This is a genomic window from Acinetobacter equi, assembly GCF_001307195.1.
Classification (GTDB): Bacteria; Pseudomonadota; Gammaproteobacteria; order Pseudomonadales; family Moraxellaceae; genus Acinetobacter; species Acinetobacter equi.
Genome location: NZ_CP012808.1, coordinates 721,059 through 739,342 on the forward strand (window position 1 = coordinate 721,059; position 18,284 = coordinate 739,342).

The 18,284-nt window shown below is 34.9% G+C and carries 19 protein-coding genes and 2 tRNA genes; 13 read left to right on the forward strand and 8 right to left on the reverse strand.

What is annotated here, in order from left to right; translation table 11 throughout:
* Positions 1-196 precede the first annotated feature (196 nt).
* A complete protein-coding gene (locus tag AOY20_RS03405; RefSeq protein WP_054580555.1) occupies positions 197-2,617 on the forward strand; it encodes an AAA family ATPase in 2,421 nt (806 codons plus the stop codon).
* A 47-nt stretch (positions 2,618-2,664) separates the two neighbouring features.
* On the opposite strand, the gene guaA is transcribed toward AOY20_RS03405, so the two are convergent.
* Entirely contained in the window at positions 2,665-4,233 is a 1,569-nt protein-coding gene (gene guaA / locus AOY20_RS03410; RefSeq protein ID WP_054580556.1) for a glutamine-hydrolyzing GMP synthase, read from the reverse strand.
* Positions 4,234-4,428: 195 nt separating this feature from the next.
* Positions 4,429-4,845: a DoxX family protein gene (locus tag AOY20_RS03420; protein WP_054580558.1), complete on the reverse strand. Its 417-nt coding sequence runs from the start codon at positions 4,843-4,845 to the stop codon at positions 4,429-4,431.
* Positions 4,846-5,035: 190 nt separating this feature from the next.
* Between AOY20_RS03420 and AOY20_RS03425 the strand changes: the two genes are divergently transcribed.
* Positions 5,036-5,686: a DedA family protein gene (locus AOY20_RS03425; protein ID WP_054580559.1), complete on the forward strand. Its 651-nt coding sequence runs from the start codon at positions 5,036-5,038 to the stop codon at positions 5,684-5,686.
* A 1-nt stretch (position 5,687) separates the two neighbouring features.
* Here the strand turns inward: AOY20_RS03425 and AOY20_RS03430 are convergent, their stop codons facing one another.
* The 4 genes from AOY20_RS03430 to AOY20_RS03445 form a co-directional block, all read right to left on the reverse strand.
* Positions 5,688-6,278: a LysE family translocator gene (locus AOY20_RS03430; protein WP_054580560.1), complete on the reverse strand. Its 591-nt coding sequence runs from the start codon at positions 6,276-6,278 to the stop codon at positions 5,688-5,690.
* Positions 6,279-6,477: 199 nt separating this feature from the next.
* The gene (locus AOY20_RS03435) at positions 6,478-6,870 is read right to left on the reverse strand and encodes a hypothetical protein (RefSeq protein ID WP_054580561.1); all 393 of its coding nucleotides are present in this window, start codon (positions 6,868-6,870) and stop codon (positions 6,478-6,480) included.
* A gap of 250 nt (positions 6,871-7,120) precedes the next feature.
* Positions 7,121-7,513 carry a SirB2 family protein gene (locus AOY20_RS03440; protein ID WP_054580562.1) on the reverse strand — a complete coding sequence of 131 codons (393 nt, stop codon included), beginning with the start codon at positions 7,511-7,513 and terminating at the stop codon, positions 7,121-7,123.
* A gap of 12 nt (positions 7,514-7,525) precedes the next feature.
* Positions 7,526-7,834, reverse strand: coding sequence for a BolA family protein (locus tag AOY20_RS03445; RefSeq protein ID WP_054580563.1), 309 nt, complete (start codon positions 7,832-7,834; stop codon positions 7,526-7,528).
* Positions 7,835-8,057: 223 nt separating this feature from the next.
* Between AOY20_RS03445 and AOY20_RS03450 the strand changes: the two genes are divergently transcribed.
* Positions 8,058-8,133: transfer RNA gene (locus AOY20_RS03450), tRNA-Gly, on the forward strand.
* A 46-nt stretch (positions 8,134-8,179) separates the two neighbouring features.
* Positions 8,180-8,255, forward strand: a tRNA-Gly gene (locus AOY20_RS03455).
* Between the two features lie 393 nt (positions 8,256-8,648).
* Here AOY20_RS03455 and AOY20_RS03460 read toward each other — a convergent pair.
* Positions 8,649-8,855, reverse strand: a complete 207-nt coding sequence (locus AOY20_RS03460) for a helix-turn-helix domain-containing protein (RefSeq protein ID WP_081403350.1) — start codon at positions 8,853-8,855, stop codon at positions 8,649-8,651.
* A gap of 110 nt (positions 8,856-8,965) precedes the next feature.
* Here AOY20_RS03460 and AOY20_RS03465 point away from each other — a divergent pair, with 110 nt between their 5' ends.
* The 9 genes from AOY20_RS03465 to dndE all read left to right on the forward strand — a co-directional run bounded on the left by AOY20_RS03465 (position 8,966) and on the right by dndE (position 17,156).
* Positions 8,966-9,181 (forward strand): hypothetical protein, encoded by a 216-nt coding sequence (locus AOY20_RS03465; protein ID WP_054580565.1) that lies wholly within the window; start codon positions 8,966-8,968, stop codon positions 9,179-9,181.
* A 13-nt stretch (positions 9,182-9,194) separates the two neighbouring features.
* On the forward strand, positions 9,195-10,379 hold the full coding sequence (locus tag AOY20_RS03470; protein WP_054580566.1) for a site-specific integrase: 1,185 nt from the start codon (positions 9,195-9,197) through the stop codon (positions 10,377-10,379).
* Positions 10,369-10,617, forward strand: a complete 249-nt coding sequence (locus AOY20_RS03475; protein WP_054580567.1) for a hypothetical protein — start codon at positions 10,369-10,371, stop codon at positions 10,615-10,617. The genes AOY20_RS03470 and AOY20_RS03475 overlap by 11 nt, the downstream gene beginning before the upstream one ends.
* Positions 10,618-10,686: 69 nt before the next feature.
* Positions 10,687-11,247, forward strand: a complete 561-nt coding sequence (locus tag AOY20_RS03480) for a DUF1376 domain-containing protein (RefSeq protein ID WP_054580568.1) — start codon at positions 10,687-10,689, stop codon at positions 11,245-11,247.
* A 10-nt stretch (positions 11,248-11,257) separates the two neighbouring features.
* Positions 11,258-12,004, forward strand: a complete 747-nt coding sequence (locus tag AOY20_RS03485) for an ATP-binding protein (RefSeq protein WP_054580569.1) — start codon at positions 11,258-11,260, stop codon at positions 12,002-12,004.
* 193 nt (positions 12,005-12,197) lie between these two features.
* Positions 12,198-13,319, forward strand: coding sequence for a DNA sulfur modification protein DndB (dndB, locus tag AOY20_RS03490; protein WP_054580570.1), 1,122 nt, complete (start codon positions 12,198-12,200; stop codon positions 13,317-13,319).
* Complete coding sequence (dndC, locus tag AOY20_RS03495) at positions 13,320-14,813, forward strand: DNA phosphorothioation system sulfurtransferase DndC (protein WP_054580571.1); 1,494 nt, start codon at positions 13,320-13,322, stop codon at positions 14,811-14,813.
* On the forward strand, positions 14,810-16,816 hold the full coding sequence (gene dndD, locus AOY20_RS03500) for a DNA sulfur modification protein DndD (RefSeq protein WP_054580572.1): 2,007 nt from the start codon (positions 14,810-14,812) through the stop codon (positions 16,814-16,816). The genes dndC and dndD overlap by 4 nt, the downstream gene beginning before the upstream one ends.
* Entirely contained in the window at positions 16,797-17,156 is a 360-nt protein-coding gene (gene dndE / locus AOY20_RS03505) for a DNA sulfur modification protein DndE (protein WP_054580573.1), read from the forward strand. The genes dndD and dndE overlap by 20 nt, the downstream gene beginning before the upstream one ends.
* Positions 17,157-17,203: 47 nt before the next feature.
* On the opposite strand, the gene AOY20_RS03510 is transcribed toward dndE, so the two are convergent.
* The gene (locus tag AOY20_RS03510; RefSeq protein WP_054580574.1) at positions 17,204-18,271 is read right to left on the reverse strand and encodes a DNA sulfur modification protein DndB; all 1,068 of its coding nucleotides are present in this window, start codon (positions 18,269-18,271) and stop codon (positions 17,204-17,206) included.
* Between the last annotated feature and the right edge of the window lie 13 nt (positions 18,272-18,284).

Here is an 18,284-nt window from a genome sequence, read left to right on the forward strand (position 1 = left end):
ACCCTATTTTTATTATTTTTCGAGATATTATCTACATACACTGAATTTCATATTTAGGACAATAGATTATCTCTATTCATAAGTCTAATTCGCAGAATAAGTATAGTGATCTTAGATAGCACTGTACGAAAGGATAATATCTCTTGTATATTTTTTGTGTAATTTTCAACTATTTACTTTATTGTGAGTATCAATTTTGAAAATTAAAAAAATTTCAGAGATTAAAAACTTTTCCATTTTTAAAGATTTTGATTGGGACACTAATTTAACTTATCAAAATAAACAAAGACAGAATGAAGTCTATGATTTTAAGGATATCAATATCCTTTATGGACGTAACTATTCTGGAAAAACAAGTCTTTCAAAAATAATTCGCAGTCTTGAGAAAAAACAACTTCCGCTTAAATATGATAATCCTGATTTTAAAATTAAGCTTTCTGATGATACTGAGATCACTCAAAATACTTTACAAACTTTTGAACATCCTATTCATGTTTACAATTCAGACTTCGTAAAGGAAAACTTAAAATTTATTCATAATGAAAATGACAACATTGAGTCATTTTCGGTAACTTTAGGTGGTGACAATCAGCAAATTCTAGAGCAGATTCAAAAATTAAAAGGTGAATTAGGTTCAAATGAAGAAAATAATAAATCAGGTATCTATCTTGATATTCATAATAAAGAACACCAAGTCAGAAAGGCTAGTGAAAATCACAATGCTAAAAACCGTCATTTGGAAAATACACTTTCAGATAAAGCGACTCGCGGCTCTGAATCAATAAAGAGTCAACATACTCTATTTGGAGATATTAATTACTCTATAACCAAACTTAGAAATGATCTTACCGAAGTTCAAAAATCTAGCTTTCAAGTTTTATCTGAAGATCAAAAAATAGAAAAATTAGCCTTGATAAAACAAACTGAATTACCCACCCCACCTGAAATTCCTAAATATACTTTAAACTTTTCTTCACTTCTTCAAGCAACAACTGAAACTTTAAAAACCGTTGTTAGCCTTAGTGGAAAAATTGAAGAATTAACAAATAACCCCACATTAAACTCATGGGTGCAAACAGGACATCAACTCCACCATGATCGGGACACCTGTGCATTTTGTAATAACAAAATTTCAGAAGAAAGAGAACAAACCCTGAATCAGCATTTCAATCAAGAATTTCAAATACTTCAAAGCAGAATATCAAAGGGTATTCAACTTTTAGATAAAGAATTAGACAGTGAAATTTTAAAATTTAATTTAAATATCAATCTCTATTATCAACAATATCACTCTAGGCTCTCAGCATTAAGCTCAAACCTAGACTCTTCATTTAGTAAACAAAAAGCATCACTTGAACAACTAAAAATTGCACTCGAGCAGAAACAAAATAACCCTTTTATAGAACTAGAATCTAACAACCCGCAAGATTACTCTCTAGAAATCACAACTATTCTTGATCAAATTTCTGATATTCGAAATCAGTGCATCCGATTGAATAGTGACTTAAAAACCAAACAGGAAGAAGCTAAAAAAGCTGTACGCCTTAACCACGTTTATCACTTCTTACAAGATATTAACCACACTCAATTAACTTCTGATATAGAGTTTGCATTGCAAGCTATAGCACCTTTAAAAACAGAACTAGCAACGCTAAGAACTCGAAAAGATACACTTCTATCAGATATTGAAACTGAAGAGGCTAAATTAAAATCTGAGGGCGAAGCTTGTAACCGTATTAAAGAGCTTTTAAATCATGAATTTGGACATTCATCATTAAGTTTAGAACCAATTGAGGTCGATACTATGAATGGAAAGCAGATCAAATTTGAAATACAGCGTATTAAAGATGGAAATAAAACTAAAGCTCACAATTTGAGTGAAGGTGAATGTAGCTTAATTTCATTCTGCTATTTCTTAGCTAAAATTCAAGATGATTTAGACCACGATAAAAAGCCAATTATTTGGATAGATGATCCAATTTGTAGTCTTGACAACAACCATATATATCTCATTTACTCATTATTAGAGAATTTATGCTTAGAGAACAATTACAATCAACTATTTATTTCAACTCATAATTTAGATTTTTTGAAATATCTAACTCAACTTACACCTATGGGAAAAACAGCAACTACAATTAAACGCGAAAAAGCTTTCTATCAAATCGAGAGAGCTTTCACTTGTTCTATATTAAAAAAGATGCCACTCCATTTACAAGAAAATTCAAGTGAATTCATATACCTATTCGATCAGATTTATAAATGTTCCTTAGCAATCGACGTAGATGATTCAAATCATATTTACTTTTATAACTTCGCTAATAATGCTAGAAAATTCCTAGAAATCTATACTTACTACCTTTTCCCTAATCCTCAATTAAAAGACAGACAAAGACTTCAAAGATTTTGGGGTGATAGACTGCCACGTATTTTTAGTGAACGCATTAATCATGATGGATCTCACGCAGTGACTATTCTAGAAGGAAAAATAACTTTGCGAGATTTTAGTGAAGTTAATACTAATGCCAAACTTATCTTAAGTAAGTTAAAGACATCTAATTCTGAGCAGTACAATTGCTTACTTGAGAGTATTGGTATCACGCCTACAACTCAATAAAAAAGGACACCTAAGCGTCCTTTTTCTAAATAATTTCCGTCAGGAAATTATTCCCACTCGATAGTCGCAGGTGGTTTAGATGAAACATCATAAACAACACGTGAAACATCTTTAATTTCATTCATGATACGAGTAGAGATTTTATCTACTAAATCATATGGAAGATGAGCAAAGCGAGCTGTCATAAAATCAACAGTTTCAACTGCACGTAATGCAATTACCCATGCATAACGACGACCATCACCTACTACACCAACAGATTTAACTGGTTGGAATACAGCAAATGCTTGAGCAGTTTTGTCATACCAACCACTTGCACGAAGTTCTTGCATGAAAATATCATCTGCTAAACGTAAAATGTCAGCATATTCTTTTTTCACTTCACCAAGAATACGAACACCTAAACCAGGACCTGGGAATGGGTGACGGTAAAGCATTTCAAATGGAAGACCTAGAGTCGTACCTAAACGACGTACTTCATCTTTGAACAAGTCACGAATTGGTTCAACAAGTTCAAAAGCTAAATCTTCTGGTAAACCACCCACGTTGTGGTGTGATTTAATCACATGTGCTTTACCTTGTTTGCTTGCAGCAGATTCAATAACGTCAGGGTAAATTGTGCCTTGAGCAAGGAATCTTACACCATCAAGCTTACGTGCTTCTTCAGCAAATACTTCAATGAATTCACGACCAATGATTTTACGTTTTTTCTCTGGATCAACTTCACCTTTAAGTGCAGTTAAGAAACGCTCTTCAGCATCTGCACGAATTACACGGATACCCATGTTTTTCGCAAACATATCCATTACTTGCTCGCCTTCGTTCAAACGAAGTAAGCCGTTATCTACGAATACGCAAGTTAATTGATCGCCAATTGCGCGATGTAAAAGAGCAGCAACTACAGATGAATCAACACCACCTGATAAGCCTAAAAGAACTTTTTCATCACCAATTTGTTCACGTAACTGTTGTACGCGAAGATCGATAATATTTTCAGAATTCCAAAGGTTACGACATCCACATACACCATGAACGAAGTTAGATAACAATTCTGCACCTTTCGCAGTATGTGTTACTTCAGGGTGGAATTGAATACCATAGAAACGACGTTTTTCATCAGACACCATCGCCACTGGGCAGCTTGGTGTACTTGCAGTAATTTGGAAACCTTCAGGGATACGCGTTACTTTATCGCCATGACTCATCCATACTTTAAGTTGATCTTTTGTATCTTCTAAATCACCAATTAAAGCATCACGTACTTTAATATCAACTTCAGCATAACCAAACTCATGCACTGTACCTGGTTCAACTTTACCACCAAGCTGTTCAGACATGGTTTGTAAGCCATAGCAAATTCCTAATACAGGAACACCAAGTTCAAATACAACTTGCGGTGCGCGTGGACTACCTTCTTCATGAACACTTTCTGGACCACCTGAAAGAATGATCCCGTTTGGGTTAAATGCACGAATGTCTTCTTCAGACATATCGAATGCGTACATTTCTGAATAAACACCAGCTTCACGTACACGACGTGCAATAAGCTGACTATATTGAGAACCGAAATCCAAAATCAGGATACGGTCTTCAGTAATTTGGGTATTGGTAGTCATGGCAAACAACTATGCAGGCAACGAGAATAATAAGCGCGACATTCTAACATTTTTCTTGAGCTTACGCACAATATTCGGACAAGCCTTCAATGAAAGTATTTTTCTAGAATATATTCAATCTTTTAGTATCGAAAAAATATTCATGAATCATAAAAATGAGCAAATGAAAATTCATTTACTCACCTTGAAAACAGGTTATTTTTCCATTAAATAATCAATACTTAATTTACCTGCACCATTTAACATCAAGAAAAAGAAACCACCTGCAATGGCTAAGTTTTTCATAAATTGAATCGCATCTGCTTCTCCACTATGAAAAATAAATGCTGTAGCTATGCTAAACATGCCTAAAACTAATGCAATAAATCTAGTTTGAAATCCTGCTAATAAAGCTAATCCACCACCTAATTCAACTAAAATAGTGAAAGGTAATAAGCCTCCAGATACTCCCATTGCTTCCATATATCCTACTGTTGTGCTGTAAGCAGTAATTTTTCCCCAGCCAGCAACAATAAAAATATAAGCAACCAATACACGAGCAAAAACATTAATCCATGAGTTAATACTATTTTTTTCTATACTATTTTTAATTACGATATTTGGATTAAACATTAAAAACCTATTTTGTTTCATTATTTGATGGCATATCTTACAGAAAGTTCATTATTAGAATAAATGATCTTTTTTCATACACATCATTCTATTTTTGCAACGAACTTAATTCAAAATAATTTATTTTTGATACTGACTTTCTATGTATGGACTGCTAGGATTTGTTTAATTTTTCGCAACACTGTCCAGCATGGAACTAATCGATTTTATTTTAAATGTAGATGAGCACTTGTTTGAATTTATTACCAATTATGGTACATGGGTTTATGCAATCTTATTTTTAATTATTTTTGTCGAAACTGGTTTAGTGGTTATGCCATTTTTACCAGGAGATAGTTTACTCTTTGCTGCGGGTGCATTAGCTGCATCAACAGGTGCAATGAATCCTATCACTTTGATTATTCTTCTTTTTATTGCTGCTGTTTTAGGTGACACATTAAACTATCATATTGGTAAATATATAGGTCCACGTGTTTTTGAACTTGAATCTAAATTAATCAATAAACAACATTTAATTGCAACACAGCATTTTTTTGAAAAGCATGGTGGAAAAACGATTATTTTTGCTCGCTTTATTCCTTTTGCACGTACATTTGCCCCTTTTATTGCAGGTGCGGGCAGTATGAATTATAAATATTTTCTAACCTATAATGTTATTGGTGCATTCTGTTGGATTACATCTTTTGTTGTTCTAGGTTACTTATTTGGTAATGCACCGATCATTAAAGATAATTTCACTCATCTTATTTTTGGAATTATCATTATTAGTGTATTACCTGGTATTTTTGGAATTATAAAACAACGCATTGGAAAGAAAAAACTTAAATCTTCATCTGATTAAGTTAAAAAATCTGAAATACCACGGGTAACATACAAATCAATAAAATGAGAGCTGAACCTTTATATAACTGGTCGGCTTTTATTTTTTTGGTCTCCCCAGCTAAAATTTTACGCCCAAAGAACATCCAAAACATTGCTGTTGGAATCAATACAATACAAAATATAAGATGAATAACTACAAAATTGAAAACACTATTCCAAGTCTCCTCTGGGAAAATACCAGCAGCAAATAGAAGCGCTTTAGGGTTTTTTAATGTCACAAAAAATAATTGACGAGGGCGAATATAACGATGCTTCTGACTATGTTCTTCTAAATATGAAAGCTTCCATAATCGAAATACAAGCCAACAAACATAACCAAAACTCAAAGCATGTAAAAGTGCAATTAAATGTGGCCAAATTGAGGTAAATAAATGAATAATCAATGACCATAAACTAATGGCATAAAAATACCCCAATAGTTCAGCAGGGATAAATAAGCTCGTTTTTGCAAAGCCTTGTTGATGAGCAGAACTTGCCAATAAAATATTGGTTGGACCCGGAATCATCAAGACAGCAATTATTGCTAAAACAAAAAGCCAACTCTCAATCATTGAGCTTTATCCCCTTTTAAAAGCAGGTGCACACCTTATATGAAAGTGAATAAAAATAACAATCAATTTAGTTAAAAACTCAATCACACTAAAATTATTTTTGTAAAAATAATAATAAATTTTTGTTTTATATAGTTTATTTCAAACATCATTATTTTGTTATCACATATTCCAAATGTGATAACAAATTCACTTCATATTAATTTGCTGTTTTATTTCTCACAATAATTGGACATCCTTTAAATTGTGCAGCTTGAATAATAGCCTCTTGCTCGCCTAAAACACGTGCTAATTCTGTTTTTTTCGTATTAGAAGACTGTCCCATATTCACAGAAATGCTCGGACCAAATCCCCATCCACTTCGGCTTCCCCATCCACCACCAAGACCTACACCCACACCAACGCCTGTACGCTTCGGTGCATCTACACCATTTTCAACATACTGATGAATACGGTTATATTCACTTTGCAATTGACCGCAATCTAAAGCTTGATACTGTGTAGGAGAAACATAAGTTGGTTTCACATTTGAGGCACATGCGCCCAATAATAATGTGGAACCGATCATTAAAAATGTTAAAGTGCGTTTCATTTTATAATCTCAAATATTTATCTATCTCATTGAACAATGATTGATAGGCTTGCGTCAATTTATGTTGTTGATTCATGTGAATCAACTGTAAATTTTGGTGGCGTGTTATTCTCAGTATCACACATCATGGCAATTTCATTTTGGATCAAAAGTCGTACTTTTAATATTTTATCGATCTTACTTCTTACGCTATTTTGAATCGATATGATCAAAATTACATATATTTTTCGCAAGAAGAAAGTTCTCAATATTATCCAAATGTTGGCTGTAAGATTACTAAACCATAAATAGCAATAAATGAAATTACAGCAATCACCCAACCCGCTCTTCGCTGAACCAATAAAACTGTTTCATCTTTTTTAAAAGCTTTAATTAATGAAGAAACCATAACAAGAAATAAGATAATTTTAGCGTAAAACCAAGTTTCAACTTGAAAGTTCTTCTGCATCAACAAGACTAGCCCTGTTAGCACTAATAAAGTTAAAGCCAAATGCTGTATACCAATAAATGGTTTACGCAATTTTGGATGAATCTGCTGTGTCTCAGTTGCTTTAAATAAACCAATGCCACTTAATATAAGAGCAATCAACAACAAACCTACACCAACTAAATGAATGTTGCTAAGTAATGTAACATCTACCATCGACTTAAAACCTTAATTTTTGGGTGCATGTGCACATTCTGGGCTAGATGTATCTTGTCCGTTCCATTCTGATGGAAGAAATGCATGAATCGCTAATGCATGTATTTTTCCAGCACTTAATAAATTACCCGCAGCGCTATATACCAATTGATGGCGCTGTACTAAACGTAAGCCTTCAAATGCTTCACTCACAATAACAGCTTTAAAATGTGACTCTTTACCAGGAAAATAACCACCATGGCCAGAAGACTCATTCACCACTTCTAAGTAATTAGGAGAAAGCTCTTGTAAACGTTGAACCAACTCTTGTTCTAAGCTCATTTTTAATTCCAATTTCCAGCAATCTATCAATCAGTATAACGATTATTTATCTCTCTTTTTAGCTAATTCTTTTCATACTTATAAGAAATCTTTTATTCATTTTGACTATTTTTTCTATTTAATAGAATTTTATGTTCCATTTTGGCTTTTATTTATTCAAACAGTATTTTTTTTTGAATAAAGTTATTGACCCAAGTTTTCCATAATGTATTATACACCGCATGCGGGAATAGCTCAGTTGGTAGAGCACAACCTTGCCAAGGTTGGGGTCGCGAGTTCGAGTCTCGTTTCCCGCTCCAAAATCTTTTTTGTTTAGTTTTTTATAGTAAAAAATTATTCGACCCCGCGGGAATAGCTCAGTTGGTAGAGCACAACCTTGCCAAGGTTGGGGTCGCGAGTTCGAGTCTCGTTTCCCGCTCCAAATTCAAAAAAGCCCTCATCAAAAGATGGGGGCTTTTTTATTGTTGATTTTAAACAATATTTTTTTCCCAACTTATAAACTTAAAATGCTTAAAGCTAGTAAAAAGTTAAGATAGATCACTTGAAAATGGTCTTACGTGACCAAAAGTGCCCTAAACGTGCCCTGCAACCATCACATATAGATCAATATATTAAAGATTTTGCATAAATTTTAGTGAACATAGACTGAGTAATTCTAAAAAAGCTTAAAACACTTCATTATGGCTTTTATTGAAGTCTTTTTTACTACTTTATAAAAATGGTGACCAAATCTGGTCACCATAAATATACAATAAAAAACAAAATCTTAAACTAAAAATTATTAATTTATGGACCGATTTTTTATTAAAAAAACTTATTCTTCCTGCTTGAACTTTAATAAATCACCAACCTCTACATTTAACAATACACATAATTTTTCTAATGTTTCAAAGTCAATACGAGTTGATTGACCATTATAAAGCTTATGTAAAGTTGTCTTACTCATTCCGGTTGCCCGAGCTACATCTGCCACCTTCATTCTTCGTTCCGCCAAAAGAACAGGCAAGTTACAAACTATCATCAATTACCACCATTGTGTAATAAAGTACTTGCATAGTGTATTAAACGCATTTATTATTGCATTGTGATCTTAAATAACACCATTATGATACTTTATAAAAGGATACAAACATGAATCTTACCTATATTACTACAAAAGAACTAGCGGAACGAATCCATTACAACGAACGTACCATCCGTAATCAGTTGAAGGACAGTGTTCTAATTGAAGGCATTCATTACATCCGCCCTTTTGGTGGACGCAAAATTTTATATGTATGGGAGCGTATTGAAGAAGATATGACTAAAACCACTTTAGGCTCGCTATACAGCCTACAACTTCAATAAGGAGAACATTATTATGGCGGCTATTCGTACTAGATACGGTAAGTTATGTGTTGATTTTCGATACTTAAACATCCGTTGTCGTGAAACAACAGCTCTTGAAGATAATGCTCAAAATCGCAAAAAGCTTGAAAAAGCGATTGAGCGAATGGAAGCGGAAATCTTACTGGGTATTTTTGACTATGCTAAATACTTTCCAAAAAGTTCTCGCTTAAAAGAAATCAAAAATGCAGAAAACAAAGTAAATGAAATCAGCTCTAAAACTCCCCTATTTTCCAAGTTCTGTGAAATCTGGTTCACTGATAAAAAAATAGAATGGCGTGCGAGCTACAAGGAGAAAATTCAGATTGTGATCAAAAAGTACTTAATCCCTTTTTTTGGCACAATTCCGGTTATTAATATCAAAAAGTCAGACATTCTTGGATTCCGTTCATCCCTCGCCAAAGTGACTCACGGAAAAAACCAAGAATGCCTTTCACCATCAAGAATCAACCAGATTATGATAGCACTTCGTATGATACTCGATAGTGCTGCAGAACGATATGACTTTGATAACCCTTATAAGAATATCAAGAACTTAAAGCAAGGAAAGATTGAAGTAACACCTTTTTCATTAAAGGAAGTACATACAATTTTAGCTGCAGTTCGTGATGATTTTAAGCCTTATTATACTGTTCGATTTTTCACAGGTATGCGCACCAGTGAGATCGATGGCTTGCAATGGAAAAATGTGGACTTACAGCGTCGTGAAATCAATATTAGAGAAGCGCTAGTGAATGGGGTTCTTGGTGGAACCAAAACTTATGGCTCTGACCGCACAATCCAAATAAATGATCGGGTTTATCAAGCCTTTCTGCAGCAGAAAAGCTTGAATAATGGTAAATCCAGTTTTGTCTTCTGTAACCGCGATGGTGGACCTCTAGATTATCGTTTAGTGAATAAACGTGTCTGGCATCCCCTACTACGCTATTTAGGACTAAAGCCTCGTCGTGCTTATCAAACACGTCATACCGCTGCAACGCTCTGGCTGTCGGCAGGAGAGAATCCTGAATGGATCGCGCGCCAGCTCGGGCATTCAACGACTGAAATGTTGTTCCGGGTCTATAGCCGTTACATTCCGAATGTTACGCGTCGTGATGGCAGTGCTTTTGAGGCCATGCTAGAGAGACTAAATACAGAGGAGCTTGCCCATGAACAGTAAAGCTTTCTTTGGTGGTGTGGTCGTCAGTCATGAAGCAGATATGGTCGCACGTGAACTCATTCATGAGTTACACATTCCCAAACTGAACAATCTAGCCTTTTTGCTGAAGGTTAACAGATGCTTCGATGATCACCAGGCATTGAGACTTTGGCTACAGCGAATGCTAGATGATGGGCAAGCCCATTACGATAACCTGGCACAACAAGCTCGCCTCCGGTTAATAAGTCTCGCTCACTAATAAAACAAACATACAAGGTCATCCAATCGATGACCTTAGACCCTTTATACCTCTAAGAAAGGTGAACACATGCATAAAGATATTTCAATTTGGATGCCACTCTATATTGGCGACTTACAGGCGAAATTTGCACGAATGACAGCAGAACAAATTGGTGCTGCACTTCTGCTAATGATGGATTTCTGGAAAAATGGTGCCATTCCTCATGACCTAGCTACTGTATGTAGCATCACGAAATTACCGCAGCACACCAAGGCTAAAACTTTATTGAATACGCTGATGACCCTAGAATTATTTGAAGTCGAATCTGAGCAGATTAATTCAAATTTTTTAACCAATTTAAAAAGCCAGGCATTGCAAAATCAGCAAATGAAATCTGATAAAGCTAAAAATGCAGCTCAAGTACGTTGGAATAAATCCACAAGTAATGCTCAAGCATCTAACAAGCAAATACCCAAAAATGCTCAAGCATTCTCTGAGGATAACCCGAGTATTACTCAAGTTATACTTGAATCATGCCCTTCATCTTCATCTTCATCTTCATCTTCATCTTCATCTTCATCTTCATCTTCATCTTCAAATTTTGAAGAAAAAAATGAGGATTTTTCAGAAAATTCCAAATGGATTTAGGAGAATGATCATGAATACCATGCTTAAAACATTCCAGTTACGCGCAGAAGCAATGGAAACACTCTGCCCTTCCCACCATATACCACTGATGGAAATTGCTGGTCATAGGCTCTGCAAATTATGTGCGAAAGAAACCGTCCATCACTCACATGCAGCCTATGCAGATGAGCTGCAACAGCGGTTGCTGCAACAGAAAATCAAAAACTCAGGGCTCAATAAACGCTACCTGGACCGTGGCTTCAAGAATTATGTGGTTGCATGTCCTGAACAAGACAACACCATCAAGCTCTGTCAGGCCTTTGCACAGCAGATTATTTCTGACCACTATCCAAACATGTTGATGATTGGTACACCAGGTACAGGTAAAACCCATCTGAGTGCATCAATTATTCGCAACATTCTGCACAACAGCACAAAATCTGCACGCTACTATACAAGTGCAGAAATTGCTCAAAAAATGATGGATACCTGGTCAGATGCTTCACGCTCTGAAAAGGCAGTCATCGACCATTTCTCCAGTTTTGATTTATTAGTGATAGATGAATATGGCTTGCATGACCGGCATGAGAAACGTCTAGAGATGGTACATAAGATTCTGTATAGCCGTTATGACAATATGAAGTCCACGCTGCTAATTTCCAATTTCACATTACAGAATATGCAGCGGGATTTAGGTGTCCGATTATGGTCACGGTTGCATGAAAACAATTTGATTGTAGTTCCGTGTTATTGGGATGATAGAAGATTAACTGGGTAACAAAATCCACATAGCCAATCAACCTAAGAGTAGGGTGATTGGCTTTTTATAATAAAAATGAATTTTATATATACAATCTAATCAGATCTAGGCTTAATTATTAAAAAAAATAACTTCCATATATATTTTTTTAACTTCCAAAAGCCAATATGCTGATATAATTTTATTTTTTAATGGTTAAAATTTTCTTAGCATGGACGGAAATTGGTTCGAATTCATAGCAATACAAGGCTTACAGGCTCGTAAAGCTTTTTACATCATTATGGTTCCTCTCAAAGTTGTACCTAAATTTTTTAAATTTGATGATGACTCATTACCACCTGCAATGCGTGCACAACGCACATTAAACAAAACAAGAATTCCTCAAATAAGCAGATATATAATTGATAATCCTGATGAATATATACTGTCATCTCTCTGTGCATGCGTAGATGGAGAAGTTGTATTTGAGCCCAATGATCTTTCTAATAATTTGGGTAAGTTAAAAATTTCAATGGATGCTACTGTCCTAATTAATGATGGCCAACATAGAAGAGCAGCTATAGAAGATGCTCTCAAACATCGTCCATATCTAGGAAATGAAACTATTTCTGTTGTGGTTTATGCTGATCAGGGCTTAAAACGTTCTCAGCAAATGTTTGCTGACCTAAACATGCATGCAGTAAAGCCAGCTCAATCAATTAAATTACTTTTTAACCATAGAGATGAACAATCACATATTACTAAAGCAGTAATTGAAAATATTGAACTATTCCGCAAATTTACTGACTTTGAAAAGTCTAGTTTATCTAACAGAACAACTAATTTATTTACATTTAGCTCCTTACATCAAGCAACTAAACAACTATTAAACGATTTACCACAAGAAGCTACTCATGAAGAAAAGATTATAATTGCGACTAAATTCTGGAGCTGTGTAATTCAATATATTCCAGGGTGGCTAAATCTTTTAGAAGGTAAAGTTACGGCAGCTGAGTTAAGGAATAGTTATATCCATGCTCATGGCATTGCAATCCAAGCTCTAGGTAAATTAGGCAATATTTTACTCATACAGTATTCAGAAAATTGGGAGTCTAAACTCAGTAAATTGATACATATTGAGTGGTCTCGAAACAACTTAAAAGTCTGGAATAACCGCGCGTTAGTTGCAGGTAAAATCAATAAGTCCCGCAATAATTTGGTGCTTGTGACCAACTATATTCAAAAAGTTTTAGGCATTCCATTGAATGACGAATCACAACGAGTTGAAGATCTACACAGCAACTCTATTCAAGTTGAACAAAGTACCGTAACAAAAATCGAGGAGATGGTCTAAATGAGTTTTTTTGAGACCAACTCACTAAAAGATGTTCATGCATCAATCCAAGAAGTCTATCTGTCTGATAAGCGACCATGGGTTGTTGGATATTCAGGCGGTAAGGACTCTACTTGTGCCTTACAACTAGTATGGAATGCCCTAGCTTTATTACCAGCAGAACGAAGACAAAAGCCGGTATATGTTATTAGTTCAGATACTCTGGTTGAAACCCCTATTATCGTTCGCTATATCGATAAAAATCTTGAAAACATCCAGAAAAAATCTGATGAACAAGGCATGCCTTTTATTGTTCAAAAGGTAAGTCCAAGAGTCGAGCGATCATTCTGGGTCAACTTAATAGGTCGTGGTTATCCAGCACCAAGTAATAAATTCCGCTGGTGTACAGAACGTTTAAAAATCGAGCCTGCGAATGATTTTATTACACAACGAGTCGCTGAATTTGGTGAAGTTGTAGTTGTTCTAGGCGTACGTTCCGCTGAAAGTGCAACGCGTGCACAGGTTATTGCGATGCACAAAATTAAAGGCACCAAACTAGCACGCCATTCGTCACTTTTAAATGCTTTTGTGTTCGCGCCAATTGAAGCCTTTACTACGGATGATGTTTGGAATTATTTACTACAGAATAAATCACCATGGAATAATGACAATCGCGAGTTAGTCACCATGTATCGAAATGCCCAAGCGGGTGAGTGCCCTCTTGTTGTTGATAAAACAACACCTAGTTGTGGTAACTCACGTTTTGGTTGCTGGGTATGTACTGTTGTTCAACAAGATAAGTCGATGGAAGCAATGGTTGAGTCTGGAGAAGAATGGCTTGAACCATTATTAGAATACCGAGACCTTTTGTCTTCAACTCAAAATCCGGAAAAGAAATTCATCTATCGTGAATTTAAACGCCGTAATGGTCAAGTTTCATTTAACCATGCAAATGGCAAGCTTGTTCCTGGTCCATATAAATTAGATTTCCGTAAAGAGTTACTTGGCAAATTGTTGGAAATTCAGAAACAAGTACAAGCCGAAGCACCAATTGGTGAAGCACCTGTTCTGATTCATCCAGCGGAATTACATGAAATTCGTCGTTTATGGCGTTCTGAAAGCGGTGATTGGGCTGATTCCGTCCCTCAAATTGTAAAAAATATTTTAGGGATCGATTTAGATTGGGAAATTGAAGATAGTGTTCTCTATAACACTCAGGACTTTTCTTTACTCGATCGTATTTGTAAAGAGCATGAACTTCCTACTGAGCTAATGGTTAAACTTATTGGTGTGGAAAAAGCTTCTCATGGTCTAAAGCGACGTCATAACATACATAGTCAACTCAGCAAAGTACTTAATGAAGAATGGCGTGATTTAAAAACTATTCTTGCTGATCATGGCTCAGATCAAACAATTGATGACATCATTGAAATAGAAGATGAAGAATCATCTTTTGCTGAAGAAGTTTCTTCAGGTCAACTAGATTTACTAAATAACGCTGGAGCTAATCCATGATTATCAAATCGTTAGTTTTAGATAATGTTGGTTTATATAGTCAGCGTACTGAATTCTCTTTAGAACCTAAAAAATCATCCTCTACCAATCGCCCTATTATTCTAATTGGTGGTCGTAATGGTGCTGGTAAAACAACATTCTTAGATTCTGTTCGATTAGCACTTTATGGTAAACGTGCTTTGGGCCTTGGGATCAGCACAAAAGAATATCACCAATATTTATTAAGTAAGATAAATCAAAATCATCTTGAGCGTTCTTCAAGTGTGGAACTTACATTTGTTTATACAGAAGGTAGTATTCCCGCTGAGTTCAAAGTAAGTCGCTCTTGGTCTTTATCATCAGAAGGACAAATTTATGAGAATTTAGATCTTCAAAAGAATGGTTCAACTGTTACGTCTGTACCAAAACAAGAATGGGAAAACTTCCTCTTAGAACTGATCCCAATCGGCGTATCTCAGCTATTTTTCTTCGATGGTGAAAAAATTCAAGATATTGCTGAAGATAACAATGCTTCTTTATCAGATGCAATTAAAAATCTTCTCGGAATCGACTTGATTGAAAAGTTACGTCTAGATCTACACGCATATTTGAGTCGTAATAAATCCGATGATGCTGGACAAAATGATGTAGAGCTTCTAACGGAGCAGTTGAATGATCTTAAGTCTCAAGAAAGTAAAATCAATAACGAATATGCCCAGCTTAAATTCGAACATCAGGGTTTACTGAAAAGTATTGAGCAAAAAAAACTTCGCTTTGTTTCTGAAGGTGGCGCAATTGCATTGCAATATGATCAACTTAAAATAAAACTCTCTCAGCTAAACAAAGATATTAATACCTGCAAACAAGAATTAGTCAGCTTAGCAAATGGTCTTCTCCCATTCCTCTTTGCACCAAAACTGATTTCAAAATTTACTAAGCATCTAGAACGTTCTTCGGCTGATCAATCATCAGATCAAAAAGTTGTTGAGCAAGCTCTAAACTCATTCCAAACTAGTTCTGTTCAGAAACCAGAGCTTTGGAAAGATGAACATTGGCAAAACTTAAATGAATTTCTTGTGAGCTATTTTAATGCAGAACCACAACATAGCTCACATATCGCATTTGGGGAATTAACAGAATCACAACAAACCCTAGCTAAATTATTAAGTTTAGATGCAGAAGTGAGAAAACAAGTTAAATCACTCTTTGAGCGTTTTACCTACTTGAACCAAGAAAAAGAAGCAACAGAGTTTTCTATTGCTCGTGCTGAAAATGCTGAAGACTCTAATGCTTACTTAGATGAGTTACTATACAAAGAGCGTAAACTTGGTGAGCTTGATTTAATTCTTAATAAGAAGGAAGAAGAAGTTCGTAAAATGAGTTGGGATGTTGTGACAGCAGAACGAAACTTAAAAGCTGCTAGCGAAGCAGTTGCCGAGTTCGCTCTACAAAATCACAAAAATTCTTTAGCCGCTAAAGGAATTAAAGCTCTCATTGAATTTGAGACTGCTCTTCTTGAACAAAAAATCAATCAAGTTCGTCATAACTTTGTTGAAATTTTCAACTCATTGCTACGTAAGCGTAATTTTATTACTGATTTACATATTGATCCAAAAAGCTTTAATACTCAGTTAATTAAAACCAATGGTAAAGTTGTAGAAAAGTCTGCTTTATCTGCTGGTGAAAAGCAGATCTATGCGATTGCGATGTTATGGTCTTTAGCTAAAACAAGTGGTCGTCATTTGCCAATGATTGTAGATACTCCACTTGGCCGTCTAGACCGCGAACACCGCGATAACCTGATGAAGTTCTACTTCCCTCACGTAAGTCATCAAGTCATTATTCTTTCAACTGATACAGAAATTGATGACTTATATGTTAATCAATTAAATGAATTTATCTCTGAAAGTTACTTGCTTGAATATAATCACGAGTTAGGTTCTACTCAAGCATTACCAGGTTACTTTACTGATCTGAAACGCACCAATACGACGGAGAAGAGAATTGCATTACAGCAAGCTTAAAATTTCATCTGAGGCAACTACTCGTCTTCGTATGTTAAAACAACGGACTGGTTTAACACCAAACTTGCTTTGCCGTATTGCCCTGATGATGTCTTTAGAAGAAGGCCCTTTAGGTAATATTCCATTACCGAATGAAGATGGTTCTGAATTCAATGCCTACACCCTTACAGGTGAAAATACAGATCTATTCTTATCACTTCTTAGATATGTAGAAGACCACCAAGAAGAGCCTCTAGAAAACAAGATACTTCTTGATCGTATGCGTGGGCATATTCACAGAGGTGTTGGTGCTATGTCTGTTCGCTATAAGTCTTCTGAAAGTTTAATTGCTAATATATAAATTAAAAGGCAAGCCTATTGGCTTGCCTTTTAATAACTTTATAAACTCTATTGTTCCAAAGCAGTTTTTAATTTAGCAATTGCACCTGCTCTATGTTTAGCAATAATTTCTCCACCTTTATATATATTTTCAGCAAATAATTCAGATGTAAATCTTAAATTTATCAATGGCAACTTTTCTTGCAATTTATCCAACTGATGATCTTTCAAATACAAGCTGTATATTTCAGCTAAAATCTCTAAACCAATATGTCTCATGAATATCATTTTCTGAATATCACGCAAATCTTTTGTTAATTCTGTATTCGTGAAAGATTGTTCGATCTCTGGAAAAAGATCCATTAAAAAATTTAAAAAACCAATTTGAACTTTATACAAACTCTCTTCAGTAGTAAGTTTCAAATTCTTTTTAAATACTTTAGCTATAGCAACCAATGTTAATAAGCTTGTGAAAAATTCAGGATCATTAACTGTAGTAGTTTTTGAAAGGATAATTTTAGTATATGGTAATCTATCAAAATCGCCATAAATTTTCCTCGCTATAATATTTTCAATATCTTCCTCATCAATAATTGCTAATTCTCCAGGACTTACCTTTTGAGCTTTTTTATTAATATCCGAAAATAATTTTCTAGTTCTTTTTTTACCACTAACAGAATCCACATGTTGTACTAATATTATAGAAAACTGATCTTTAAAATTAGGGTCATCTAAAACTTGTCTTTTTATAGCCTCTACACGATGTTGCCCATCAATCGCAAATAATTTCTCAGCACCAGTTAGCTCCAATAATCCCATTGAATCTTCTAAGTATTCTCTGCGTTCATCAGTAAGAATATCTACATGCCCAAGATCCAGTGGATACCAATTAGGGGTATCATCAAACACTCCAACAATAATTGAGTTAAAGAAACGATCTTCGTTATTTCTAATATATTCAGTGATTTTTTTTACATTTGGAGTGATTTCTCGTTGTAAATAATCATCTAAAGTCTGATTCTCTCTTATATCTTTAGAACGCATTATACGATCTGAAATTTCAGATGCAGACATAAGAATAGGGTAATAGACCCAATTACCCATTACAGCTCGAAGTGCTGGAAAAATATTACTCATAATTCTATTTCAA